Source organism: Alteromonas algae, assembly GCF_049117195.1.
Lineage (GTDB): Bacteria > Pseudomonadota > Gammaproteobacteria > Enterobacterales > Alteromonadaceae > Alteromonas.
This window is the reverse complement of the sequence record NZ_CP185260.1, coordinates 130,616-156,658: the sequence shown is the minus strand read 5'-3', so window position 1 is coordinate 156,658 and position 26,043 is coordinate 130,616. Positions and strand designations below refer to the sequence as shown.

25 protein-coding genes and 1 riboswitch are annotated in these 26,043 nt (G+C 46.9%); of the genes, 12 read left to right on the top strand and 13 right to left on the bottom strand.

Annotated features, from left to right (window positions below; genetic code table 11):
* Positions 1-57: 57 nt before the first annotated feature.
* The 8 genes from ACOJRU_RS00735 to gmk form a co-directional block, all read right to left on the bottom strand.
* Positions 58-531 (bottom strand): peroxiredoxin, encoded by a 474-nt coding sequence (locus tag ACOJRU_RS00735; protein ID WP_421133160.1) that lies wholly within the window; start codon positions 529-531, stop codon positions 58-60.
* An 18-nt stretch (positions 532-549) separates the two neighbouring features.
* Positions 550-1,329, bottom strand: a complete 780-nt coding sequence (locus ACOJRU_RS00730) for a class I SAM-dependent methyltransferase (RefSeq protein WP_421134683.1) — start codon at positions 1,327-1,329, stop codon at positions 550-552.
* Positions 1,322-3,394: an ATP-dependent DNA helicase RecG gene (gene recG, locus ACOJRU_RS00725; RefSeq protein WP_421133159.1), complete on the bottom strand. Its 2,073-nt coding sequence runs from the start codon at positions 3,392-3,394 to the stop codon at positions 1,322-1,324. Before recG ends, ACOJRU_RS00730 begins: the two co-directional genes overlap by 8 nt.
* A gap of 156 nt (positions 3,395-3,550) precedes the next feature.
* Positions 3,551-4,267, bottom strand: a complete 717-nt coding sequence (trmH, locus tag ACOJRU_RS00720) for a tRNA (guanosine(18)-2'-O)-methyltransferase TrmH (protein ID WP_421133158.1) — start codon at positions 4,265-4,267, stop codon at positions 3,551-3,553.
* A gap of 2 nt (positions 4,268-4,269) precedes the next feature.
* Positions 4,270-4,656, bottom strand: coding sequence for a RidA family protein (locus ACOJRU_RS00715; protein WP_421133157.1), 387 nt, complete (start codon positions 4,654-4,656; stop codon positions 4,270-4,272).
* Between the two features lie 23 nt (positions 4,657-4,679).
* A complete protein-coding gene (gene spoT / locus ACOJRU_RS00710; protein WP_421133156.1) occupies positions 4,680-6,788 on the bottom strand; it encodes a bifunctional GTP diphosphokinase/guanosine-3',5'-bis pyrophosphate 3'-pyrophosphohydrolase in 2,109 nt (702 codons plus the stop codon).
* Positions 6,789-6,931: 143 nt separating this feature from the next.
* Positions 6,932-7,204 carry a DNA-directed RNA polymerase subunit omega gene (rpoZ, locus tag ACOJRU_RS00705; protein ID WP_421133155.1) on the bottom strand — a complete coding sequence of 91 codons (273 nt, stop codon included), beginning with the start codon at positions 7,202-7,204 and terminating at the stop codon, positions 6,932-6,934.
* Between the two features lie 178 nt (positions 7,205-7,382).
* On the bottom strand, positions 7,383-8,024 hold the full coding sequence (gene gmk / locus ACOJRU_RS00700; RefSeq protein WP_421133154.1) for a guanylate kinase: 642 nt from the start codon (positions 8,022-8,024) through the stop codon (positions 7,383-7,385).
* A 211-nt stretch (positions 8,025-8,235) separates the two neighbouring features.
* Between gmk and ACOJRU_RS00695 the strand changes: the two genes are divergently transcribed.
* Positions 8,236-8,907, top strand: a complete 672-nt coding sequence (locus ACOJRU_RS00695; protein WP_421133153.1) for an alpha/beta hydrolase — start codon at positions 8,236-8,238, stop codon at positions 8,905-8,907.
* A gap of 38 nt (positions 8,908-8,945) precedes the next feature.
* On the opposite strand, the gene ACOJRU_RS00690 is transcribed toward ACOJRU_RS00695, so the two are convergent.
* The gene (locus ACOJRU_RS00690; protein ID WP_421133152.1) at positions 8,946-10,004 is read right to left on the bottom strand and encodes a GGDEF domain-containing protein; all 1,059 of its coding nucleotides are present in this window, start codon (positions 10,002-10,004) and stop codon (positions 8,946-8,948) included.
* Positions 10,005-10,178: 174 nt separating this feature from the next.
* Between ACOJRU_RS00690 and hemC the strand changes: the two genes are divergently transcribed.
* From hemC to ACOJRU_RS00670, 4 genes are read left to right on the top strand one after another with little or no spacing between them, the layout of a single operon-like run.
* Entirely contained in the window at positions 10,179-11,117 is a 939-nt protein-coding gene (gene hemC, locus ACOJRU_RS00685) for a hydroxymethylbilane synthase (RefSeq protein ID WP_421133151.1), read from the top strand.
* A gap of 3 nt (positions 11,118-11,120) precedes the next feature.
* Entirely contained in the window at positions 11,121-11,846 is a 726-nt protein-coding gene (locus tag ACOJRU_RS00680) for a uroporphyrinogen-III synthase (RefSeq protein ID WP_421133150.1), read from the top strand.
* Positions 11,847-11,849: 3 nt separating this feature from the next.
* Complete coding sequence (locus tag ACOJRU_RS00675; protein ID WP_421133149.1) at positions 11,850-13,010, top strand: uroporphyrinogen-III C-methyltransferase; 1,161 nt, start codon at positions 11,850-11,852, stop codon at positions 13,008-13,010.
* Positions 13,007-14,176: a heme biosynthesis HemY N-terminal domain-containing protein gene (locus tag ACOJRU_RS00670; protein ID WP_421133148.1), complete on the top strand. Its 1,170-nt coding sequence runs from the start codon at positions 13,007-13,009 to the stop codon at positions 14,174-14,176. The genes ACOJRU_RS00675 and ACOJRU_RS00670 overlap by 4 nt, the downstream gene beginning before the upstream one ends.
* A gap of 58 nt (positions 14,177-14,234) precedes the next feature.
* Here ACOJRU_RS00670 and ACOJRU_RS00665 read toward each other — a convergent pair whose 3' ends face one another.
* Positions 14,235-14,702, bottom strand: coding sequence for a SixA phosphatase family protein (locus tag ACOJRU_RS00665; protein WP_421133147.1), 468 nt, complete (start codon positions 14,700-14,702; stop codon positions 14,235-14,237).
* An 85-nt stretch (positions 14,703-14,787) separates the two neighbouring features.
* Positions 14,788-14,899: riboswitch (TPP riboswitch) on the top strand.
* Between the two features lie 134 nt (positions 14,900-15,033).
* Here ACOJRU_RS00665 and thiC point away from each other — a divergent pair.
* From thiC to ACOJRU_RS00630, 7 genes are all read left to right on the top strand, one after another.
* The gene (thiC, locus tag ACOJRU_RS00660; RefSeq protein WP_421133146.1) at positions 15,034-16,932 is read left to right on the top strand and encodes a phosphomethylpyrimidine synthase ThiC; all 1,899 of its coding nucleotides are present in this window, start codon (positions 15,034-15,036) and stop codon (positions 16,930-16,932) included.
* Complete coding sequence (thiE, locus tag ACOJRU_RS00655) at positions 16,929-18,488, top strand: thiamine phosphate synthase (protein ID WP_421133145.1); 1,560 nt, start codon at positions 16,929-16,931, stop codon at positions 18,486-18,488. The genes thiC and thiE overlap by 4 nt, the downstream gene beginning before the upstream one ends.
* A complete protein-coding gene (locus ACOJRU_RS00650) occupies positions 18,481-19,254 on the top strand; it encodes a HesA/MoeB/ThiF family protein (RefSeq protein WP_421133144.1) in 774 nt (257 codons plus the stop codon). The genes thiE and ACOJRU_RS00650 overlap by 8 nt, the downstream gene beginning before the upstream one ends.
* Entirely contained in the window at positions 19,251-19,463 is a 213-nt protein-coding gene (gene thiS / locus ACOJRU_RS00645) for a sulfur carrier protein ThiS (protein WP_421133143.1), read from the top strand. Before ACOJRU_RS00650 ends, thiS begins: the two co-directional genes overlap by 4 nt.
* Positions 19,464-20,234, top strand: coding sequence for a thiazole synthase (locus ACOJRU_RS00640; protein WP_421133142.1), 771 nt, complete (start codon positions 19,464-19,466; stop codon positions 20,232-20,234). It begins immediately after the preceding gene.
* Positions 20,231-21,370, top strand: a complete 1,140-nt coding sequence (thiH, locus tag ACOJRU_RS00635) for a 2-iminoacetate synthase ThiH (RefSeq protein WP_421133141.1) — start codon at positions 20,231-20,233, stop codon at positions 21,368-21,370. The genes ACOJRU_RS00640 and thiH overlap by 4 nt, the downstream gene beginning before the upstream one ends.
* Before the next feature lie 171 nt (positions 21,371-21,541).
* Positions 21,542-22,768 (top strand): threonine/serine ThrE exporter family protein, encoded by a 1,227-nt coding sequence (locus ACOJRU_RS00630; protein WP_421133140.1) that lies wholly within the window; start codon positions 21,542-21,544, stop codon positions 22,766-22,768.
* Between the two features lie 51 nt (positions 22,769-22,819).
* Here the strand turns inward: ACOJRU_RS00630 and ACOJRU_RS00625 are convergent, their stop codons facing one another.
* The 3 genes from ACOJRU_RS00625 to ACOJRU_RS00615 form a co-directional block, all read right to left on the bottom strand.
* Positions 22,820-23,749, bottom strand: coding sequence for a DUF697 domain-containing protein (locus ACOJRU_RS00625; protein ID WP_421133139.1), 930 nt, complete (start codon positions 23,747-23,749; stop codon positions 22,820-22,822).
* Entirely contained in the window at positions 23,746-25,137 is a 1,392-nt protein-coding gene (locus ACOJRU_RS00620) for a YcjX family protein (protein ID WP_421133138.1), read from the bottom strand. The genes ACOJRU_RS00625 and ACOJRU_RS00620 overlap by 4 nt, the downstream gene beginning before the upstream one ends.
* A 120-nt stretch (positions 25,138-25,257) precedes the next feature.
* Positions 25,258-26,019: an MBL fold metallo-hydrolase gene (locus ACOJRU_RS00615; protein ID WP_421133137.1), complete on the bottom strand. Its 762-nt coding sequence runs from the start codon at positions 26,017-26,019 to the stop codon at positions 25,258-25,260.
* Positions 26,020-26,043 lie beyond the last annotated feature (24 nt).

The window sequence follows — 26,043 nt, the reverse complement described above, 5'->3', positions numbered from 1 at the left end:
CCTGAATACTGCTATTCAGGCCTTTAATACTGCGTTTAGTGAATTATAGGGAAACGGTCACAGCGCTTTAAGCATGCTTTCTGCGTCACTGACTTCAAAGCGACCTGGGTCTTCAATATTGATGATTTTCACTTCGCCGTCTTCGATAAGCATTGAATAACGCAAAGAACGGAGGCCACCAAAGTTGCCGGTGTTCATATCGAGTCCAACCTGACGCGTGAAATAGCCATTGCCGTCTGCAATCATAAGGATCTCATCGGCGTTATTTGCTTTGCCCCAGGCATCCATAACAAAAGCATCGTTTACCGATAAACAGATAATGCTGTCCACGCCTTTTGCTTTAAATTTATCCGCAAGCGCAACGTAACCAGGAAGGTGTACTTCTGAACACGTGGGGGTAAATGCACCAGGAACGGCGAACATCACTACGCGTTTGTCTGTGAATAATTCGTTTGTACCTGGGTTAGTGACTTCACCATTAACTAATAAACCGAAATCAACTTCCGGTAAAACGCTACCAACTTGTAACATGATGCTCTCCTAGAATGACTAACGTATATATACGTCAAATCTATGCTTTTTACTCTCAATAGCCATTGATGGCTTTTGGCCGGCCAGTACCTCTGCACTGTTTGGCCGCTTTACCACTACGCGCGATGTTGCTAGTTCACGTGCGGGTGACAATAACGCATCTGCATCGGGATCGTGCCCCAGCAGTTGCTGAAACAGCCGCATTTCTTTTTTAACCAACGCCGATTTTTTCTTATGTGGGAACATAGGGTCTAAATAAATAGCGTCTACGCTCTCTTCTTTCCAGTATTGCATTACCTCGGCACTATTTCCATGATGGAGTGACATTCGCTGTGCAAGTTCAGGAAAGCTTAATGCTAAACGCCGTATGCCATCTTCAAGAAGCGCAGCAACGACCGGCGAGCGTTCAATCATACTCACCTTACAGCCCACACTCACTAACACAAATGCATCTCGCCCTAAGCCAGGCGTGGCGTCAATAACGTGCCAGTTTTCGTTGCCCTTCAAGCCTATCGCTTTAACAATAGCTTCTTTTCGACCGCCGCCATGCTGTTTACGATACAAACTGGCCGGCGAGGCAAAATCGACTGTGACCGGTAGGGTTTTCTTCTCATCGGCATCGCATAGCCCTAGAACGCCGCTGTCGACTTCCAGATAAAAGCCGTTTTCAGGTTTCGCTTTTCCCTCTGCGAAATCGAACCCCCATGCATTACCTATTGTGGCAGCAAGGGATACATCGTCTGAATATTGGTTACTTTGAGGCTCAGTAACCACCACTAAAGGCATTGAACTAGGCATTGCCATATTGCTCCTTATGCCCTATCCACCTATTAATAATGGCTTGAGCATGGGATGGGTATTCAGCCCAAAGGGTGTGGGCAATTTCTTGCACTTTGGGAATAAGTGCAGCATCGCGAACTAAGTCGGCAATTTTTAGTTCGGCCATGCCTGTTTGCCGTGTTCCCATAAATTCTCCCGGACCACGAATTTCTAAATCGCGCTGTGCAATGTAAAACCCGTCATTACTTTCGCGTAACACCCGTAAACGCTGTGTCGCTGTTTTCGATAGTGGGCTTTGGTACATCAGTACACATTGACTTTCTACCGCGCCACGCCCTACCCGACCTCGCAACTGGTGAAGCTGAGCGAGCCCTAAACGTTCGGGGTTTTCAATAATCATAATACTGGCATTAGGCACGTCTACCCCAACTTCTATTACGGTAGTCGCGACCAGTAAATCTAATTGACCGTCTTTGAAATCGGCCATTACTTGGGCTTTTTCAGCCGGTTTTAAACGCCCGTGCACCAGCCCAACTTTTAAATCAGGCAATGCTGTTCGCAAGGTGACCGCCGCGTCTTCGGCAGCTTGGCACTCTAACACCTCAGACTCGTCAATAAGGGTGCAAACCCAATATGCCTGTCGGCCGTTGTCTTTGCAGGCCTGACGGACTCGCTCTATCACATCAGCACGGCGAGTATCGGGCAAAACAACAGTTTGTACTGGCGTTCTTCCCGGTGGCAGTTCATCAATTACCGAGGTATCTAAATCGGCGTATGCCGTCATTGCCAACGTTCGCGGTATGGGCGTAGCTGTCATAATAAGCTGATGAGGATACCGTCCTTGCTGCTCGCCTTTATCGCGAAGGGCAAGACGTTGATGTACGCCAAAACGGTGTTGCTCGTCAACAATCACCAGTGCTAATTGCTGATAGTTAACAGCTTCTTGAAAAATAGCATGTGTCCCCACCAGCATTTGAATATCGCCATTTTCTAAACGAGACAACACTTCATTACGTGTTTTGCCTTTAAGTTTGCCTGCAAGCCAACCTACTTCAATACCAAGAGGCTCAAGCCAGCCGCGAAAGTTATTCGCGTGTTGTTCGGCAAGCAATTCAGTAGGCGCCATAAGGGCAACTTGATAGCCTGCGCCAATGGCAGATAATGCCGCTAAAGCCGCGACCAACGTTTTACCCGACCCTACATCGCCTTGCACTAAACGCATCATAGGTCGAGCATGTTGCATATCTTTTTGAATATCAGACACCACGCGCTGCTGTGCGCCGGTTGGTGAAAAGGGAAGTTGTGCAAGCATTTTATCGATAAGCGGCTGGTTTACGCTAATCGCGATTCCTGGCTGCGCGTCGGACAGTTTGCGCACTTTCAATACACTTAAATGGTGCGACAACAGCTCTTCTAATATTAAGCGATACTGAGCAGGGTGAAGCCCTTCTTCAATCTCGTGTACATCTGCGTCTGGCGGCGGCCTATGCACGGTATGCAGGGCCTCGTTCAGGCTAATTTGGCTGTCGTACATACCTTCAGGAAGCAAGTCAGCTAACACGCCTTTATCAAGTAAGGCCAATGCTTGCTCAGTGAGGTTTCGCAGCGTTAACTGTTTTACTCCCTCGGTGGTGGGGTAGACAGGCGTAAGTGACTCTTCGGTGGGCGGTGCATCTTCTTCTACTAATTTGAACTCGGGGTGCATCATTTCAATGCCCCATTTACCGGTTCTTACCTCACCAAAACATCGAATAGTATTGCCCGGTGTCATCATCGTGCGTTGAAGCGCGCCAAAATGGAAAAAACGCAGTGTAATGGTGCCGGTACCATCGCTCAGCTTTACCACCAACATACGCTTTTTACCGTACTGAATGTCAGCGCTCATTACTTCGCCCTGCACGCTAATGTGGGTAAATGGGCGACATTCTTCTACCGCATAAATACGTGTGCGGTCTTCGTAACGATGGGGTAAATGGAACAGAATATCTTGCAGTGTAAATAAGCCAATTTTATTTAGCTTTTCGGCCACTTTTGCGCCTACGCCTTTAAGCGCCGTGATTGGCGTAGTCGCTAACGTTTGCATTGACCCGGTTTCCTCACATCAAACCTATGATTTCGATGAAGTTATAGTAATGAGACTAGAACGAAGTGTAATGGATTACAATAGGCTTGGCGAGTCGCTTAAAGGCCAGTTTTGGCCTTTAAAAAGCGCGCTGATTTACCCTGGGCTCTAGAAGCGTTACGTGTTTCCTACGTTTTCAAATGCGAGCGCTTCGGCTTGCGTAATTTGCATATCCTTCCACCACTGGTCATCGGCAGCAATTTCACCGGTTTCGCTTAATGGGGGAAGCGGAAGTTGCTTACGCTGACAAAGCTTGTAAAGGCGTGGGTAACTGTTTTCAAATGCCATCGCCTGACATTCTTCGTCAGTCAATTGAGGTTGGTTATACATACCGGCAATAGTGCGTTGGCGCTGAGCTTCGTACAGTATTAACGCGGCGGCAACCGACACGTTCAGGCTTTGTACCATACCCATCATTGGAATAACGATATCTTGATCTGCCATCGAAACGGCTTCATCAGTAGCACCAAACTTTTCTTGGCCGAACAGCACCGCTGTAGGCTTAGTATAATCAACGTCTCTAAAATCTACTGCACTTTCTGATAAGCGCGTAACCAATACCTGCATGCCTTGCGCTTTTAACGTGCGCATTGCATCGCCAATATTGTCGTGATTGGTCTGGCGTACCCACTGTTCCGCGCCCATCGCCGTGCCGCGACGAAACTGGTACTTATTTTCCCATACCGTATGAACGCGATGAATGCCCACGGCATCACACGTTCTTACCACCGCAGATACATTATGCGGCTTATGCACGTTCTCTAAACATACCGTTAAGTCGGTTTGTCTTTTGGCCAGCACTTCTTGAATTCGCTGGTAACGGTCCGGCTTCATACTTACTCCGGCAGTTCCATTACGCCGTCTATTTCAATTTGGGCGCCTTTAGGTAAAGCAGAGACTTGCACTGCGGCGCGCGCTGGGTAAGGCGTTGAAAAATAACGGCTCATTATTTCATTCACCGTTGCAAAATGACCTAAATCTGTCAGGAAGATATTCACTTTAACTAAGTCGCTCGTGCTTCCGCCGGCCGCTTCGCATACCGCTTTAACGTTTTCAAAAACCTGAACCGCTTGCGCTTCGAAGTCTTCTGACACCATTTCCATGGTTGACGGAACCAATGGAATTTGGCCTGAAAGGTATACTGTTGTACCTGCTTTAGCCGCTTGGCTGTAAGTACCAATAGCAGCAGGTGCCTTATCGGTCTGAATAATAGACTTAGACATAATACATCCTAATAATAATAAATTTAGTGTCGAGATTGACTGTGACGAGATACTCTTTGCACTTCTGGCATGGTACGAATTTTCTTCATTACTCTGGCCAGATGCACACGGTTGTGCGTGGTCAATTCAAGATCGATGAAATAAACGTTACTTTCTTTCTCTTCGGTTTGAAGACCAATAATGTTTGAGTCACAACCCGATATTGTATTGGTTAGTGTTGCCAATGTGCCCTGATGGTTAATGAGCTCAATGCGTAACGAGGCTTTAAACTCTCCCTGCGGGTTATCGTCCCAACGCATAGGTAATACGCGCTGAGGCTCTTCTTTGGCCAATTTACGAATGTTGTTACAGCCTGCTTGGTGAATTGTCATGCCTCGCCCTGGGCTCAGCACGGCAACAATTTCATCGTCAGGTATGGGGTGACAACAACGAGAGTAGTTAACCAAAAGGCCTTCGGTACCACGAATAGCAACGTTGCCCTTTTTATCAGAAATATCGGTACTTTCGCCTAACAATCTACGGGCAACAATGGCGCTCAATTCGTTACCTAAACCAATATCTACCAGGAGTGCATCAAAACTATCATGTTTTGTTTCAGCAACCACACGGTCGATATCCTCTTGTGCGATATTATCTAACTTCACCGCACCAAGTGCATGGCGCAATAAACGGTTACCCATGTTCACCGCTTCTTGTGAATGCTGGGTACGTAAGTACTGGCGAATACGTGTTCTGGCGCGTGCACTTACAACAAAGTTAAGCCAGTTTGCGTTAGGCTTCGCCTTAGGTGACGTAATAATTTCTATCGTTTGCCCGTTTTCAAGCGGCTTACTTAAACTGAAGTTTCTGCGCTCTACACGCACACCCACACAGGTGTTACCTACATCAGAATGCACGGCGTACGCAAAGTCGACGGCTGTCGCCCCAGTAGGCAACTCGATAATGCGGCCATCAGGCGTAAATACATAGATTTCATCTGGGAATAAATCAGTCTTAACCGACTCGATAAACTCAAAAGACGAGCTCGCTGACTGTTGAAGCTCAAGTAAGCTTTGCATCCACTTTCGTGCGCGCAACTGCGCTGTCGTGCCGTTATCGCCCGGCTCTTTGTAAAGCCAGTGCGCCGCCACCCCTTTGTCAGCCATTTGATCCATTTCTTGAGTACGAATTTGTATTTCAACGGGAATACCGTGAGGACCAATCAGCGAGGTATGTAGTGACTGATAGCCATTAGTACGTGGGATGGCAATATAATCTTTAAAGCGGTTCTCGATGGGCTTATACAACCCATGCATAGCGCCTAATGCGCGATAGCAATGGTCGACCGAGTTAACCACAATACGAAACGCGTAAATATCCATGACTTCGTTGAACATTAACTCTTTATTGCGCATTTTGCGGTAAATAGAGTAAAGGTGCTTTTCTCTGCCTAATACATTAGCGTCGATCTTGTGCGCACCTAAACGCGTGTTCAACTCTTCACGAATATTTTCGATGATCTCTTTTCTGTTACCACGCGCTTGGCGAACGGCTGATTTGAGCGCCCGGTGACGCATGGGGTACATGGCTTGAAAACCTAAGTCTTCTAGCTCGTTCTTGATGTCGTGAATACCCAATCGATGCGCAATAGGCGCGTATATTTCTAATGTCTCAAGCGCTATTCGGCGACGCTTGTCTGGGCGCAATGACCCCAGTGTACGCATGTTGTGTGTGCGATCGGCAAGCTTAATGAGTATAACGCGAATGTCTTGCACCATCGCCATCATCATTTTTCTGAAGTTTTCAGCCTGGGCTTCTTGCTTACTACTAAACGCGATTTTATCGAGCTTACTAACCCCTTCCACCAATTCAGCAACCGTATCGCCAAATGCGTCAGCTAAATCTTCTTGGCTGTAATGGGTGTCTTCAATCACATCATGAAGCAAGGCCGCCATCAGGGTTTCGTGATCTAAGTGCATGTCTGCAAGAATACTTGCAACCGCGACGGGGTGAGTAATATAAGGGTCGCCACTAGAGCGCATCTGGCCGTCATGCGCCTCTTGCGCCAGTACAAAAGCATCCTGAACCAGCTGCACTACGTTAGCCGGTAGATATTCAACAATTTTTTGTTTTAAACCTTCAAACAAATACACAGTATCAGGGCGCCTTTAATAAACGTTACACCAGTAAGAATACGTACAAATTACCACGATGCCAATAGGTTAAAAGCAAAGCGCCAGTGCTTTTTTCAAAGCACTGGCGCTGTATTGACTGCAAATGGCCCTAAATAGGGTATTTACTGATCAGATAAGATGTTCGCAACAGAAGCAAACTCTGCGTGCTCTTGTTCTTGGCGATCGTGGATATCAGCTTGTTCTAGTGTTGAAGCTGTCACTAGCCCTTCTTCGATTTCACGAAGCGCTGTTACTGTTGGCTTATCGTTTTGAACGTCAACCATAGGGTCTTTACCTCCAGTAGCAATCTGACGTGCGCGACGTGCAGCTACTAGGACTAGGTCAAAGCGGTTACCAATTTTATCTACGGCATCTTCTACAGTTACGCGAGCCATGTATTTCTCCGAAAATTAGGTTGAGCAAGTAATTCAAAAAGCGGCCGCGTAGTATACACGCTAGCGGCGTGCGATCCTAGTCGTTTGTTTGAAATTACAACAATAACGATCCTAGTATCGCCGAATAATATTAATAGTACACGGTATATAAAATAAATGAAGTAATTTACCGATGCCGTTAGGCTGTACCCAATAAGCTATCAAGCAACGTTTGATGGCGCATCTGTTGCTTACTGGTAAGCAAACGCTGGCTCATGACAATACTCTCTAACTCGGTCAGCGCTGTGGCGAAGTCATCATTCACGATAACGTGATCAAACTCGTTAAAATGAGACATTTCATCAACGGCTTGTTTCATGCGACCAGCAATAACCTCTTCACTGTCTTGACCACGTTTATTCAGTCGCTGCTCTAATACCTCAATTGAGGGAGGAAGAATAAACACACCGCATGTTTCTGGCATAAGCTTTTTGACTTGGCGAGCACCTTGCCAATCAATATCCAAAAACACATCAATACCATGGTAAAGCGTCTGCTCTATCGTAACGCGCGAGGTACCATAATAGTTACCAAACACCTCTGCCCACTCGAAAAATACACCCTGTTCGATAAGGCTCTCGAATTGTTCACGGCTTACGAAATGATAGTGCTCTCCATCAACTTCGCCAGGGCGAGGCGCACGCGTAGTATGCGAAACAGACACCTGCATAGATGCCTTAGTATTATTGGCGTATTTTTCCATCAACGCTTTAATGAGACTGGACTTTCCTGCACCAGATGGCGCTGCCAATATAAATAAATTACCGAGTAATGAAGCCATGAGTGTATTTAATAATATTTAATGGGTGGTGATTTCAGGTAGCAATGTTAGCATATTTACTTGCGTGCCGTAACAGCCAAGACCGTTAGCAATGTATAGTTTCCTAACGTGTTAAGTTATTACAGCATCAAGGTTATAAAAATAATAATTGGGCGGCACGTAGTTAGCTCAAAATGCAACAAAAAACTCTATGTTGAAGGAATACAACACCATGTCTGAACCACTTTTACCGTTCGTAGAGAGTAGTCCTACGGCAGCACCTGATGCCTGTGTTATATGGCTTCATGGTCTTGGCGATTCAGGTCACGGCTTTGCCCCTATCGTACCTGAACTAAAATTACCGGCATCAATGTCCGTTAAATTCATTTTTCCGCACGCACCAGAACGCCCTGTGACCATTAATGGCGGAATGAAGATGCGCGCATGGTATGACATCAAGTCATTAGACTTTGAAAGTAGGGCTGATTTAGACGGCGTATTAACCTCTGCGGCACAAGTAGAAGCGCTGATTAATGCACAAATTGAAAGTGGCATTCCTGCTAGCCGTATTGTACTCGCAGGCTTTTCACAAGGTGGCGTTATTGCGCTTCATTTAGCGCCTCGTTTCACACAAAAATTAGCCGGCGTCATGGCACTGTCTACTTATATGTGCGAGCCATCATTACTTGCTAGCCAAGCAAGCGACATCAATAAGGATACGCCTTATTTTTGTGCTCATGGCGATCAAGATGAAGTGGTCCCGGTATTTATGGGAAATGCGGCTTATAAAACGCTGAAGGAAAACGGATTTAACGCGACATGGACAAGCTACACTATGCAGCATAACGTATGTATGCAAGAGCTAAATGACATCTCTGCGTGGTTGCAGCGCATCTTGGCGTAGCACTAACTTCTATATGGTATAGCACGACGTTTTACGTGCTATACCACCTTATTCCTACCACTATTTTTTGCTTGATATAAGTTGTCGTCAGCTTGTTTTAATGCAGCATTGATATTACTGTCGATAAGCGCATTCGCTACACCAAAGCTGGCGGTAATCGATAATTCAATATCTTTCTTTTTAAATGGCGTATCGGCCAGCTTTTCTCTTATTTTCTCAGCTAATTTCAGCGCTTGGCTTAGCGTGGCCTTCGGAAACAATATTAAAAACTCTTCTCCGCCCGTTCTTGCAACAATATCGGTGGTGCGCACCTCGCCTTTCATCATTTGCGCGCAATGCACCAATACATCGTCACCAATATCATGACCATAGTTGTCGTTTACTTTCTTAAAGTGGTCAAGGTCAACGACGACCGTGCTCAGAGGAAAATAATCGGCAGGGTTTTGCATTGCCCGTTCGAAATACACTGCTTCTAAGAAGCGGCGATTAGGCAGCTTGGTAAGCGGATCGGTATTGGCTTGGCGCATTTTTTCCAATGTGTCCTGAAGCATCTCCTTGCGGCTTTGATTCCAAAAATACTCACCAATAAAAGCGATGGTAATAAAACACAGCATAGAAATAAGAAAGCGTGACACGTCTGCATTGTTGTAATAAGCAGGTATTTCGGATTGGTTGAGCAACATAACTAGCCCTAATGCCATCGTCACCGAGACGTACAACAATGCAGGCCTAAACCCCACAACAATTATTTGCACAAAAATGAGAGGGTAAATGAAGTACAGGCCGGTGTTGTTATAACCGCCAGTATAAAATAGTGCCATTACCATACACAGCACCACAATACCCGCTATGTGATAAACAATCTCGCTATCTTGGTAAAAGTAAGAGAAAGTCACATTAATAAATATGAACAAAGCAGACAGCGACAAAGAGGCAACAAGCAGCGTGTCGCCACTGTTAATATTCAACCACGCCATGGCAGCCATAATGGCGCCGCCGACATAAGAAATGAAATATAACGTCATACGCCGGCGTTTTATTTCAGCCTGGTTGTGATGCACTTTTTTTAAGATTTGTCCTATTGACGTATTATCCATCTATCGCCCCTTCCTCCAACACACTTCGGTATAAATAGCATATTGAACTTCACACAGATCATCCCAACCTATGAAAACCATGCGTAGTACCAAAGATTTAAGTACAATAAGCCTACAACGAAACATTAGCGAATGTATATATCGCCCCAGTAATCGACAATATTTAGGAAAACCATGACGCACGCCAATACCGCCCGAACCATTCGTATCGCTACTCGCAAAAGTGCGTTGGCACTGTGGCAAGCTGAATACGTTAAAGCGAAACTAGTCGCGCACTATCCTCATGTTACTGTCGAACTGGTGCCAATGAGTACACAAGGTGACAAGATCCTCGATACACCCCTTGCGAAAATTGGTGGGAAAGGCCTGTTCATAAAGGAACTGGAAATCGCCATGCTAGAAGGGCGTGCCGATATTGCCGTACACTCTATGAAAGACGTACCCGTCGCGTTTCCTGATGGCTTTGGTTTACACGCCATCTGTGAAAGAGAAAACCCGTTCGACGCATTCGTATCTAATCACTATGAAAGTATAGACGCTTTACCTGAAGGTGCGGTAGTCGGTACGTCAAGTTTGCGTAGACAGTGTCAGATTAGAAAGCATCGTCCAGACCTTCAAATTAAAGACTTGCGCGGCAACGTAAATACCCGACTCGCCAAACTTGATGCGGGCGAATACGATGCCATTATTCTTGCCTCAGCAGGCCTTATTCGTCTTGATATGGCATCTCGTATAAAAATGCCATTGCCTGCATCGCTATCACTACCCGCGGTAGGTCAAGGTGCCGTAGGCATTGAATGTCGCAACGACGACAGCGAATTAATTGCGCTGTTACAAGCACTAAACCACGAGGCCACTAACACTCGCGTTACTGCCGAACGAGCCATGAACGAGCGGCTTGAGGGTGGGTGCCAGGTGCCAATAGGTAGCTTTGCAACGCTTGATGGCGACGCCCTTACGCTTACCGGCATGGTGGGTAAGCCCGATGGCACTACGCTGCTTTTTGCATCGGCGACTGGTCCTGCTGACAATGCCCAGCGTATTGGAGTAGAAGTTGCTGAATCTTTACTTGAACAAGGTGCTGGCGAAATCTTAGCAGCGTTATACGACTAACCAATGCTTTTGGTTACTCGCCCATTACCCAAACTACGCAAAAGCGTACTTGCGTTTGAACGCGCGGGCGTTGATGTAGTGGGTGTAGCAACGCTAGACATCGTCGATGTACCGTCTCACACGGCTGCACTCAATGCATTTTTCGAGCAAAACCGTGTCTGCGTTGTAATAGTAACCAGTGTTTACGCTGTGTCGGCCGCGGCAAAAGCGTTAACACTGTCATCAACACGTAATAGCAAACCCACTGTGGTTGCAGTAGGTGATGCGACTGCACGGGCGCTAGCGTTAGCGCTTCCCATGTATGAGGTCATCACGCCACCATTACATTCTTCCGAAGGAATAGTGGCTATGCACCAACTTAATGAGGCAAACTGCAAACAAGCCGTTATCATTAAAGGCGAAGGCGGTAGAGATCTCATTGCAAAGACTTTGCAACAGCGTGCTATTCAGGTTGAATCGTTTTGTGTCTATAAAAGAGAGCAACTTACGCCCCCTATATACACAAAAACATGGAAAGTTGATGACGTTAGAGGCATTATCGCTACCAGTGAGAATATGGCTCAGCAACTTATCGAAACACATGACGCTACGCTCTTATCTGTTCCCTGGCTGACAGTAAGTGAGAGAGTTGCAGACGTTCTACATAATAAAGGCATTAACGATATTTCGTTGTGCCATCGCGCTACTGACAATGCATTGATAGCGTGGATAAAGGAAAATTGGGAGTAATACATGACGAATAAAAACGAGACGGACCCTCAACTCGAGGATTTATCGACCACAGATACTTCATCGTCGACTACATCATCTCGTGCGCAAGACGATGCCCCTCCACGACAAACCAAAAAATCAGGAAACGGTATTTTGTGGTTTGTGGTTATTATCCTTTTCCTTCTTATCGGTGCCCTCGCTGGCGCGGGTTATTGGGTATACGACCAGCAGCAGTCTGTTCAACAAGCATCTTCAACTACGCTTACTACCAATAACCAACAGCTTCAGAAGTTAAGCGCTGACAAGCAGCAATTAACATCAACGGTAGCTGCAATAGAGAATCAAAATACAACGCTAACCGAGCGTGTGAGCAAATTAGCGTCTGAAAACGCGATACTCACCCAGCGCCTTGACGCTACGTTAGAGCAAATCAACAACATGGAAGGTCGCCGCCCATCCGACTGGCTGATTGCAGAAGCCGATTATCTGGTTCGTATGGCAGGCAGAAAGTTGTGGTTAGAAAACGACGTACGCACGGCGATTTTACTGCTAGTGAATGCCGACAAACGTCTTAAGTCGTTAGCCGACCCTTCAGTACTGCCGGTACGAGCCGCCTTGGCTGAAGATATACAGTCACTTCAACAATTAAACCCAATATCGCCAAGCTCCGTGGCACTTGCACTTACCGGCATGGTGGCACAAATTGATAAACTTCCTTTGAATAAATTTGAAAAGCCTGTCGATGTAGACGCAACCGATAATGCATTGTCTGAGTCGACTGATGATTGGCAAGAGAACCTAGCGAAAGTATGGCAAAACCTTAAAGATAGCTTTTTAACGGTTAAAACCATTGAAGGCCCAGTGGAACCAGTGCTGTCTCTTGAGGCTCAATTCTTATTAAAAGAGCAGCTTCGCTTACAACTCATGCATGCACAGTCGGCGGCGTTAAAAGGCGATGCGGGTTTGTATAACCAATCGCTACAATACGCGCAAACCCTACTAATCGAAAAGTTTGATATTGATAAAAGCCAAGTAAGTGGGTTTGTTAGCGCAATTCAAAACCTAATGGATACCGACGTTGCGCGCCCTATTCCAACTGAACTTGCTGCACAAAAACCATTGTCGATGCTGTTAGATAAGCGCGTAAAGCAAGTCTTTGGGCAAGGAGCTAGTGCATTATGAAATGGTTAGTTATCGCCCTTAGTATTGTTGCAGTATTCATTATTGCACTTATCGTGGGACCAATGATTCTTGGCGACAAAGGCTATGTGCTTATTTCACTTGGTAATTCAGCCGTTGAGATGACGCTAATTAGTTTCGTGATTATTTCAGGCCTTACGCTAGCGGGCATATACATCACAGTGAAACTGGTATTGTGGCTAGCAAGTTTAATTACAGGCTCGCACCGTTGGTTTGGCGCCCTTGGGGAACGCAAACGCAAACGTGCATTTTATAATGGCCTGCAATTAATGGCAGCGGGCGACTTAGATAATGCACAAAAAGCGCTGAATGACACCACCAATGGTGACTTTGAAGGCATAAATTACCTCGCCTCGGCACAAATAGCATTTACCCATGGCGACCTTCAAAAAGCGCGTTATTTTTTAGCACAGGCCGCTGACTTTGAGAATGCAAAAGTGGCTGCAGCTGTCATGAACGCGCGCATTGATGCAAGCGACAACAAGCATGCTGAAGCGCTTGAACAGCTTAACGAACTGGATGAAAAGGCAAGTGAAAACCACCAGGTTATTAAGCTTAAAGCAACGCTGTTAGCAGAGCTTGGTCAATGGCAAGTATTACAAGAAAATTTAAATGGCTGGCGTAAAGCCCTACCGAAGAAAGACTTTACGGTTTGGTCTCAACGTATTGCGAAAGGTAAGTTTGCTGAAATAGCCAGTAAACAGGGCGCGGTAGAGTTAAAAGCCTACTGGGACAGCTTGCCACGCAAAATTCGCCATGACGATGCCTACCGAGCAGCGTACATTCAGCAGCTTCTCGATCAAGGTATGCATGCTGATGCACAAGCGTTGTTGGTAGACTGGCAAAAGCGTGGGCAAAATGCGGTGCTATTCCCGTTGTTTAACCAGTTGAATTTACCTGACGCTTCACCCTCGCTACGTTTACTTGAAAGTTGGATAAAACAAGACAGTGAAAACGTCGCGCTGTATTCAACGTTAGGGCAAGTCGCCTTTAATGCGGGCGATGACGTGTTGGCCGAAAAAGCCTTGTTAAAAGCAACGAAAATCGCATCGAGAAAAGAAGATTTGTTGCTGTTATCTGCTATCAGCGAACGACAGCATGATACCGCGACGGCATTACAACTTTACAAAGACAGCCACCAAGCATAACGGCTGTAAACCTATGCGCCAAGGCATGTTAAATAGCATGCCTTGGTTTGTATCGCTGCTAGAACGTTACGTCTTCTGTTTCTAGTTCTACGTTACCTTCACTACGTTCTAGAATAAATAAAGTACCGTAGTCCGATTCCTCTATCGTCACTTTAGGCCCGCCAAGTAACGCAATAAGCGCAGGCGTGGTGTTACTGTGCCCAACCACTACCACATCTTCATTTACGCTTTTAAGCTGTGTTGCGAACGCCTCGAGCGATCGCGCATCGTATAACGTAATGGCCATGTTTTTGGCTGCTGACAACGGCGCCGCTGTTTCTTGTGTTCGCGCATAGTTGGTTGAATAAAGCCTACGAAAAGGCGTATCTTTTAGCCGCATAGCAAGGGCGTTGGCGCGTGCTTTGCCTTGCGCTGTTAATGAAGGGTTTTCGCCTTTTTGTTTTTCAAAATGACGGGTTAAATACACCGTATTGGCCGCTACCGATACGCTAACCAACAAGGTCAATAAAAAAACGACCGCTTTCATATTCTCATTCCTTAACTATTTTTAATCACATTAACACGCGCCATGGCCCTTGTAATTGGCAATCTGTTCAGCCTATACTAAAAATAGTTACTTGTCGGAGTGCTTCACTGGATATCCAGTAAGCTGAGACCGCTAATGCGGGATCCGTTGAACCTGATCAGGCTAATACCTGCGAAGGGAACAAGAAAATATAATCTGTTTACCTATGTAATTAAACCCTGTGCTTTGGTGCGCGGTTTTTAGTTATATTTGCGTATATCTGCTAGGTTATATTCTCCTTCACTCCTGACAAGCATTTTACTTAACGCCAACCTAAAAAGGCTAAAATGCTATGTCTACACGACGCGAACAGCGCCAACAAGCGCAACAATTTATCAATGAACTTACCCCAGAGGCACACCCTAATTCAACGCGCTATTATGAAAGCGGCAGTGACGAATCGATTAAGGTTGCTATGCGCCTTATTCACCAACACGACAGTGTAGTGGGAGGAACAGAAGAAAACCCGGTTCTTCAAGCAAACCCACCTATACCGGTATACGACACATCAGGCCCCTACGGCGATCCTAAACAGCGTATAGATGTTCACAAAGGCATACACCCCATGCGCCAAGCATGGATTGAAACACGCAACGACACCATTACATTGCAAGGTGTATCGTCGACATTTGCAAAGGCCCGTGAAGACGACATTTTTACCGAAGACTTTCGCTTTATTCGCTCGGCAAAACCGAAAAAAGCCGCGCAAAACCGAAATGTTACCCAGTTGCATTACGCGCGACGAGGTATTGTTACCCCCGAAATGGAGTACATTGCCATTCGTGAAAATATGGGCAGAGATCGCCTTACCGATGAAGCCCTTATACAACAACACCCTGGCGAGCACTTTGGTGCAAATTTGCCCCCGCGTATTACACCTGAATTTGTACGCGACGAAGTCGCCGCTGGGCGTGCCATCATTCCGTGCAACATCAATCACCCTGAACTGGAGCCCATGATTATCGGCCGCAATTTTCTCGTGAAGATTAACGCCAATATTGGTAATTCAGCGGTAACGTCTTCAATAGAAGAAGAGGTAGAAAAGCTTGTGTGGTCTACGCGCTGGGGCGCAGACACCATCATGGACTTATCGACAGGCCGAAATATTCATGAAACACGAGAGTGGTTATTGCGCAATAGTCCCGTGCCTTTAGGCACTGTGCCTATTTATCAGGCATTGGAAAAGGTGAACGGCGTAGCCGAGAACCTTACCTGGGAGATGTTTAAAGACACGCTGATAGAACAGGCCGAGCAAGGCGTAGACTATTTCACCATCCATGCTGGCGTGCTGTTGGAATACGTTCCGCTTACCGCAAACCGCGTAACGGGTATAGTGTCTCGAGGCGGGTCGATAATGGCCAAGTGGTGTTTAAGCCATCACAAACAAAGCTTTTTGTATGAGCACTTTCGCGATATTTGTGAGATTTGTGCGCAGTACGACGTGTCACTGTCGTTAGGCGACGGACTTCGCCCTGGAAGCATAGCCGACGCCAATGATGATGCCCAATTTTCAGAACTACGCACGTTAGGTGAATTAACAAAAATAGCGTGGGAGTACGATGTTCAAGTAATGATTGAGGGCCCAGGCCATGTGCCTATGCACATGATTAAAGCCAATATGGAAGAGCAACTTACCCATTGTCACGAAGCGCCCTTTTACACATTAGGCCCACTAACAACCGATATTGCACCCGGCTATGATCATTTCACATCAGGCATTGGTGCGGCCATGATTGGATGGTACGGCTGTGCAATGCTGTGTTATGTCACGCCAAAGGAACACCTTGGTTTACCTAACAAAGAAGACGTAAAGCAGGGGTTAATTACTTACAAGATAGCAGCCCATGCCGCCGATTTAGCCAAAGGGCATCCTGGGGCACAAATTCGTGATAATGCGATGTCGAAAGCCCGCTTTGAGTTTAGATGGGAAGACCAGTTTAACCTTGCGCTTGACCCCCATACTGCGCGGGCGTACCACGATGAAAGCTTGCCGCAAGCCTCAGGCAAAGTTGCTCATTTTTGTTCAATGTGCGGCCCTAAGTTTTGCAGCATGAAAATATCTCAAGAAGTCAGAGAGGTTGCCAAGCAAGAAAAGCAAAAGCAACAAGGTATGAAAGACATGGCAACCGCGTTTAACGACAGCGGCGCTGAACTGTATCACGCTGCAGATAGCAAAGTGGAGTTGCCATGAACCCGCCACTCGTTTGGTGTGTGGGTGGCGTAGACAGTAGTGGTGGCGCGGGGTTAACCCGCGACGCCATTACGCTTGCCGATATTGGCGTAAAAGCAGCCATGATCACCACACAAATTGCCATTCAATCGAATAAGCATAGCCATAGCCAACAAGCCTTGGAGGCTTCAGCCATCAACACGCAGTGGCAAACGTTAGGCTATGAACAGTATCCGTGTGCGATAAAGATAGGCGCTATTGCAGACGACATCCAAGGGTTATTGCTATGCGCTCGTATGTCACTGCTTAACGATGACATAAATGATAGCGAAAATAATGCCCCAGTGTCGCCTTATGACACCCTAACGCGCAGAGACACGCCTTTCGTTATTTGGGACCCGGTGTTGCGCACTTCTTCAGGCGGAACGCTTAGCGCGCTGCACGACGACACCATCAGGGCGTTGCTCAGCAACGTACAGGTTGTCACACCTAATATTGATGAACTATGCGTGCTAAGTAAAAAGCCTATTCACTCTCACGCCTCGTTATTGCAGGCGGCAACGTCGCTTTCAACGGCATATCGTATTGCCGTTTTAGTAAAAGGAGGCCATGCTAGCTGGCAAGAAAATGCGGTAGATGTATTGGTGTGTGGCACACAACACCGTATTTTTACGCAGCAAAAAAAGGGGCATAACACGCTTCGTGGTACCGGCTGTATGCTAGCCAGTGCCCTTGCTGGTTTTATGGCTAAAGGCTACAACCTTGAAGATGCGGCAACGCTTGCGAATGCCTATATCAAGACAGTCCGCACCGCGGTTACAGCAAGCCAGAACGATATTGCTCACGCCGTACCGGTGGGTATGCCATGTAACGCTAAACACTTTCCGGCGGTAGCATTTGAAAACGACAGCCTTATGTTTCGCGATGTGACGAGAACAAACACAAAAGCGTTGTCGGCATTTCCAGCTCTAACGCACACTGAACTTGGTATTTACCCGGTTGTTGATAGTGCGAAGTGGGTAGGTACACTTACCCAAGCAGGCGTTAACATTATCCAATTGCGCTTAAAAGATGCACCGCGCACTACCCGCGAAGCAGAAATAAGACAAGCGATAAAATACGTTGGCGGCACTGACACACAGCTTTTTATTAACGACGACTGGCAACTTGCCATCGCACTTGGCGCATATGGCGTTCACTTAGGGCAAGAAGACTTAGCAAAGGCAGACCTTAATGCTATCGCGCAGGCAGGCCTTCGCTTAGGCATATCAACCCACGGATTTTGTGAACTGCAGCGAATAAAAGCGCTTAACCCCAGCTATATCGCACTTGGCCACATATTCCCTACGCAAACGAAACAGATGCCGTCATCGCCGCAGGGGCTTGATAACTTGCGTCGTTATGTTCAGCTGTGTGGCACTACGCCCACGGTCGCCATCGGTGGTATTAGCACATCGCGCGCACGACCTGTATCAGAAACGGGCGTGTCTGCGATTGCGGTGGTCTCTGCCATTACCCAAGCACCTGATCCAGAGGCCGCATTACACCGCTTGGCACAGGAGGCGTGCTATGCGTAACCCCCGTTCAGAAAAACGCAGCGCTTTGACGCGAACGGCCATCCAGCGCTACAGCCGACAACTTTTAGTGCCGGGCATGACCGAAGCGTCGCAGCAAACGCTCGCAAGCGCTAACGTCGCAATTGTTGGTTTAGGCGGGTTAGGCGGGCTAGCAGCACGATACTTGGTTGGCGCAGGGGTTGGGCATCTGCACCTTATCGACGGTGACCGGGTAAGTATCAGCAATCTTCACAGGCAGACGTTATATACCAGTCAGCATATCGGGCAGTTCAAAACCATTGCGGCAGAGCAGGCTTTGTCCTCGATTAACCCCGACACAACACTGTCTTTTAATAACACCTTCGTCAATAGTAAACACTTACTTCATGCATTTCGTGACTACGACTGTGTTTTAGACTGTAGCGATAATGTTGATACTCGATTGGCAATAAATGCTGCATGTATTGCGCACAGCGTGCCACTTTTCATTGCTGCTGCAAGTGGTACTACGTGGCAAAGTATTAACCTGCATAATTCACATAAACCGCATGGATGCTACGCATGCTTAACCTCGTTCATTGATGTTAATGAAGACTGCATGACAAAAGGTATTTTAGGGCCTGTGGTCGGGATGGCTGCAAGTCATCAGGCAAATCAGGCACTGCTTTACCTGACTAACAAAAGCACCATGGAGAACTGGGGCACCTATCTGAATGTAGATGCAAGAACCGGCGTAACAACGCAGTTTACGCTTTCGCCCTCCCCACACTGCGAGGTGTGCCAATGAGCCATTCAATAACGGTCTTTATTAATGATGATCCAACAATCTGTCAGGCGCCTTGTCACCTAAGTGACTTTTTGTTGGTGCATGCTATTGATACCAAAGGTGCCGCCGTTGCCATTAATAAACGTATCGTAAGCAAAACAGCGTGGGACAACACGTCCCTTAATCATAACGATGTTATCGACATATTTTCACTTGTAGCCGGAGGCTAAATGCTGACACTTGCCACTAAAACATTTTCATCTCGTTTGCTTACCGGTACAGGAAAATTTAGCTCGCCTACGCTTATGGCCGACGCCATCCACGCCAGTAAAAGCGCTATTGTAACGCTTGCAATGAAGCGTGTAGCCGCACACAGTCAATCTGACACCACCCTTAGTGAACTAAAAAAACTAGGCGTAACCTTACTGCCCAATACGTCGGGTGCAAAAAACGCCGATGAAGCGGTGTTTGCTGCAGAACTTGCCTACGAAGCGGTAGGCTCGTCGTGGATAAAGTTAGAGATACACCCTGACCAACGCTATTTGTTGCCAGACCCTATTGAAACCCTGCGCGCCGCCGAGCGTTTAGTAAAGAAGGGGTTCAACGTGCTGCCTTACTGTGGCGCAGACCCCGTTTTATGCAAGCGATTAGAAGAAGTAGGCTGCACAGCAGTTATGCCACTTGGCGCACCAATAGGCAGCAACAAGGGCCTTCAAACCGAGCCGTTTTTGCGCATTATTGTTGAGCAAAGCACCATACCCGTTATTGTCGACGCCGGTATTGGCGCTCCCAGTCATGCCATGGCAGCGATGGAAATGGGCGTAGATGCAGTACTGGTTAATACCGCTATTGCCACCGCAAAACACCCTATTGTAATGGCGCGTGCTTTTGCAGCAGCGGTTGAAACCGGCCGAATGGCTTATGAAGCCGGCTTGGGCCACACTTCAGATGTAGCGTGTGCTTCAAGCCCATTAACACGGTTTTTGGAGCATGCAGAATGAAAGTGGCCAACACGCTGTTAAAGCAAGATCTTTCGCATATTGCTCTAAGCATTCAAAGTAAAACTCAACGTGATGTTGAACGGGCGCTGGTACAGTCATCAAAAAACATTGATGACTTTATGGCGCTGATATCACCTGCCGCCCTACCCTATTTAGAAGAAATGGCTGCACAGTCGCAAGCATTAACGCGGCATCGCTTCGGCAATACCATCGGGTTATTTGTGCCATTGTATCTATCAAACCTATGCGCCAACGAGTGTACCTATTGCGGTTTTACCATGAGCAATAAAATTAAGCGTAAAACCCTTACCCCTCAAGAAATTGCGCGTGAACTTAACGCGATTACAAAAATGGGTTTTTCCCATGTATTACTGGTAACGGGTGAACACGAACAGAAGGTCGGCATGCCTTATTTTAAAAGCGTTATCCCCGATATAAGGGCGCAAGTTAGCCAACTGATGATGGAGGTTCAACCCCTCAATCAAGATGCCTATAACGTGCTAGCCAATCTAGGCGTAGATGCGGTACTGGTATATCAAGAAACGTATAGTCCTCATGATTACGCCCGCTATCACACTCGGGGTAAAAAACAGGATTTTCTATGGCGATTAGAGGCGTCGGACCGTATTGGCCGTGCAGGTATCGATAAAATAGGGATTGGTGCACTACTCGGCTTGGGAGATTGGCGCGTAGACAGCGCAATGACAGCGCTGCACGGCACTCTGATTCAACAGCACTATTGGCGAAGCCGTGTTGCCATATCTTTCCCTCGTTTGCGCGCCTGCGAGGGAAATACCAACAGCCATGCAGGTTTGCCTAGCTTTCCTAGTGAACGCGAATTGCTTCAACTTATTTGTGCGCATAGGTTGTATAACCCCTATGCGGAACTGTCTTTGTCCACCCGCGAATCGGCACGATTTCGAGACGGCGCACTATCGTTAGGGGTAACCACAATATCGGCAGCGTCTCAAACACAACCAGGAGGGTACAGCGAACCGAGTAAAGCACTGAACCAGTTCGACATTGAAGATTCACGAAGCGTTGAAGCAGTAACTGATGTTATTTACACGCAAGGCTTAGCGCCGGTATGGAAAGACTGGATGCCGTTTTCCGAGCAAGAAAATACACACCGTTAACACATTAGTTTTTCTATCAAAACAAAATAAAAAATGTGCTTTGCTTTCCCTTATTATTGCCTTTACAATCCGCACAAATTTTAGCCAGACATAAACAGAAAATGTCTGGCTTTTTGTTTATACTGCAATGACATATTGCCATTCATTCCTGTTGTTAAGTGAGACTGCGCGTTGGATACAGCTGAATTTATTCAAATTCGAAAATTTATTGTGAAGCTTGGAAAAATGCTGCACAAGTACGGTACACCTGCGTTTCGATTAGAGGCTTACCTGAATGAAGTGGCTACACATTTCGGTATACACGCGTCGTTTATCTCAACCCCGACCTCACTGAGCTTCGTAATGTGGAGTGATAGGCACGAAGACGAATATAACCATGCGGCCCGCTTGATGCCTGGCGACCTAGATATGAATGCGTTGTCGCTGACTGACGAACTTGCCAGCTCGTTGCTTGCTGGCGAGCTTACCTTGGCACAGGCCGATGCGCGCCTCAATGAAATAGACGCCATGGGAAGCCTTTACGGTACGTTGCCAACCGGCGCGGCGTTTGGCATGGCAACCAGTGCATTTGCCATGCTGATGGGCGCAAGCTGGAGTGAAATAGTATGGTCTGGGCTGCTGGGTTTAGTCGCCTATTTATGGACATTATGGGCCCAGCGTTCAAAGCGTGTGAACCTTATGCTAGAGCCAGTTACGGCCTTTATGAGCGGCCTGCTTACCTGTGCGATTGGCCGCTACCTTGACCCGGGTATCAACATTCCCCTGATTGTTCTATCGTCGGTGATTGTGTTTGTGCCAGGACTGGCGTTAACTATGGGCCTTGCCGAATTATCATCGCGCAACATGGTAAGCGGTACCGCACGTACAATGGACGCCATTATGCAGCTGTTTAAACTGTATTTTGGTGCCTTTCTTGGTGTATCCGCAGGCTTTAGTTTGTTTGGTGAAAACGTGTATAAACCGGCAGAATCACTCCCATATTGGGGAACCTGGTTAGCTGTACTTCTACTGTGTATTGCACTTGTCGCCATTTTTAGAACGCGTATGAAACATATTCCATGGGCGCTCGCGGCCGCGTTTATTGCTTACAGTGCAACCGCATGGAGTTCAGACTACATAGATAACGGGCTGGGTACCTTTGTAGGCGCATTTGGCCTAGGTGTTTTTGCTAACGCTTTCACCCGAATTGCAAACCAGCCAGCTACTATTGTGGCCATGCATGGCCTGATTGTGTTGGTACCAGGCTCTAAGACCTATATTGGCTTAAATTCGTTTATGACAGGGCAAGACTTTGTACAAGCCGACCACCTTGGCCAGGAAGTGTTTTTAATCTTTATGTCGTTAGTGGCTGGGCTTATTTTTGCCAACGTAATCATGCCCACCAAAAAAGCGCTGTAGCCTTTCGGTAAAGCGCTTAGCAAGCACACATCTTGTTGATTCGACGTAAGACTATTTAAGTATCTTCATTAACGCTTTTCCTAAGCGCATATTTAACGCCCCCGCGGCAATCGCTTCGGCTGAGTTTTCCATAAACTTAGCCGACAAGCTTCCCCCTATTTGGTTGGCCACTTCGTCGGTGGCTAAGTCGAAAATACCCTGTGCGGCAATATTTTGCGCCAGCACTTTCATCAGTGACCAGTTACCAAGCGTACCGGGGCGAAGCCCATACACGTTGGCCATGCGCCTTATGGTACGAAAACTTACCCAAATAACCGCAAACGTTTGAATAAGGTTATTTGGGCTAATAAACGCCAAACTGCCCGCGGTTAACGACTCTTTATTCAGCAATTGCTGCGCTTTGGTTTGAACCGGGTTTATTACTGTGTCTTGATATAGCCCTAGCCGTTCTTTTGCCGTCATATCCGGTTGTACTTGTGCATTAAACTGGCGATAGCAATGCGCAGCATAAGACTGAGACGAAAACTGTTTACCGTGTTTATTTAGCACGCTTTCAACGGTTTTCACGCTGCTTTGGGCATTTAACGACGCAATGTGTGTTGCCTGTTCTAGCGCTTTATTCACCTGCTTATACCCGCGCCATTCGCAAAAGCTTAAGTAAGAAAAACTGGCAACGAAACCACACAGCAATGTGGCAAGCACACCACTGCCTATAGGATGAGAGGCAAAACTCGCTGATAATGTTGTGTATGCATCGAATATAAAGAAGCCGATGAGTGAAAATACGCCTAACCCTAGAGTGGCAGTACCTAAAGACAGCCCTTTATTGTGCGTGCTGCTTAGCCACGTATCGCCTTCAACTTTTGCAGGCATGCGAATTTCGGGAGGGGTCATATCTAACGATTGTTGCACCACTTTAGGGCGATATGGCGGTGTTGATGTAACCGGCTGCTGGCCTTTGTCTGGTGGTGTATCAATCATGATGCCTCTCCATTTACCAATAAGAATTGCAGTAAGCGATCAACGCCTTTTCCGTTTAGCATGCGCGCTTTATAGTCAGAAGGAACTTGTGCAAGAGGCACGGGAAAGTGTGCGTCTGGCTCCATATCTTTGAGGGTAGCGGGAATAGGTTCAAACGTTGCTTCTACATAACCTGTATTCACATCGCGATAGCGCACACTGTTTTCAGCCTCTCCATCGTCGGTAACCGGTAACGCCGACACTAGAAAATGCTCAAACTGTATAGGTTTATCGGCAAACCGAGCGCGCGCCCCCTCTGTTACTTGTTTCAGTAGCGACAATAAATTATCACGTTGTGAAACAGGAACAAGGTCGGCTTTGGTGGCAACAAATGCAACCTTGCCTATTTGCTGTTTTCGCAACACCGTACGAGAGAACCAATTTGTTTGTCCGTACACAAAGGTGTCGGCCAAATGACTTAGCGTCTCTTTTAATTGGTACAAATGCTGGCGGCTATGATTTAACCCTTCGAATAAATCGACCAAAATAATCTGTTTATCGGTTTCTCGAAACACCGACTGCTTTAACGAGGTCAGCCACGCTTTTTGAAACCGTTGAAAATGCTCATTAAACGCAATAAACCAAGGGTGAGATACATCGCTAGTAATACTTGAGGGCAAAGGCGTAAAGCCATATTGATGCCAGTCGAAGTGTGATGCCTCTAGCAAAAAGCTGCCAGGCTGAAGCAGTGAAATACCGTTCGCTTTTGCGGTGAACAAGTATTGTCGGTAGGCAGAGACCAACGCCAGCATAGCGTCGTTCGACGGAGCTTGTTCGAAGTCGAAGTCGTTCACAAACGCCTTCCACTGCTGGGCATAATATTGTTGCGGCCCGCTGCTTAATTGCGCCCATGCAGAGTCTGACCATTGTGCATAGGTTTTATTAAGCATCGGGATATCGGTTATCCACTCACCGGGATAGTCGATGAACTCAAACACAATGTTGGTATGGGGAAAAAGGTGGCGTTTGAATGTGCTGACCTGCTTTAAACGAATAATAAGTTTGAACCCATAGGCCTCTTCAGTCGCCGCAGGCCACTCGCCATCGTCTAACTTCTTTAAGTTCTCATCAACAGGAAATGGTTTATACCCTTCGATGGGCTCTACCGCCATATGCTCGACTAATGAGGGCGGTAAGTACCGCAGCAGAGGCAAGCAGGCATACCCTTCCTCACTTCTGCTTTTAAGCATGGTCATCAGGCTTGTGAACAGCACCGACTTCCCACTTCGACTTAACCCCGTAATGGTAAACCGATGGGTTTCCTTGCTAAATACGTTCGCTAGTTTCTCGCCGGTAATATTGGCAGTTTCTAGCGTTTTATCAAGTAGCGCCGCAATACCTTTTTGCATACGTTATGGTTTACCTTTTTGTGTCTTCAACAAAAGTGTGGCTACGAATTCGTTAAATACAAGCGTTAAACCCGCATTTAAAAAGTAACAAAACAATACAGCAAGGTAGTAACACATGCACTAGTGCTCGGTAGTCATCCCGAATAGCTTTCGTTTTATGCGGTTTTTCGCTGAGTACCAATGGTTTTTGGGCGTACTAGGTGCAGCAGCAATAATCTCATCAAAAGGTATGTCGTTTTTATTCACAGGCGGCACGTGCGCACAAAACACTGTCTTTATCGTCGACTTGGCCACGCGTTCAAGCGAACGGCGGTATTGATTGGGGTGGCACAGCGGATATGGCGCAACTAAAGCGCCTTTTACTTTCACTAACAAATCTGCCACGTATGCTTGCTGTGTGGGCACATGAAATACGGTGAGATCGTGATCGGTATGACCGGGGGAATATAATATTTGCCAATCAGCAAAACCAGGAAGCCTTTGTTCGTCATCAAGTAAAACATCGGCTTGTAAAAGCGGATTGTACCAAATGGCTTCTTTTGCTTTACCGATGCGCCCGGCAACCCACCAGGTTAACAACAAATCGATAACGTGCGCCGTACGACCGCCCAAACCGCTGTACCAATTGCGAGCCTTGGGATGCGCGGCAATGGTCGCCCCCGTTTTTTCTTTAAGCCCAACAGCGCCGCCAGCATGATCAGGGTGCATATGGGTAACCACAATCAACTTTAAATCGGTTAACGGGCGATTGAGTGTTCCCGTAATAAACTGGCAAACCTTGTCGATATCGGCCCGGCTGCAGCCGTCTAGAAGCAACAAGCCATCTTTATCTTCAGCTAAATAAATAAATTGAATATAACCAGACAGCGTATGAATTTTCATAAATCACTCAAATGTAAACACCAT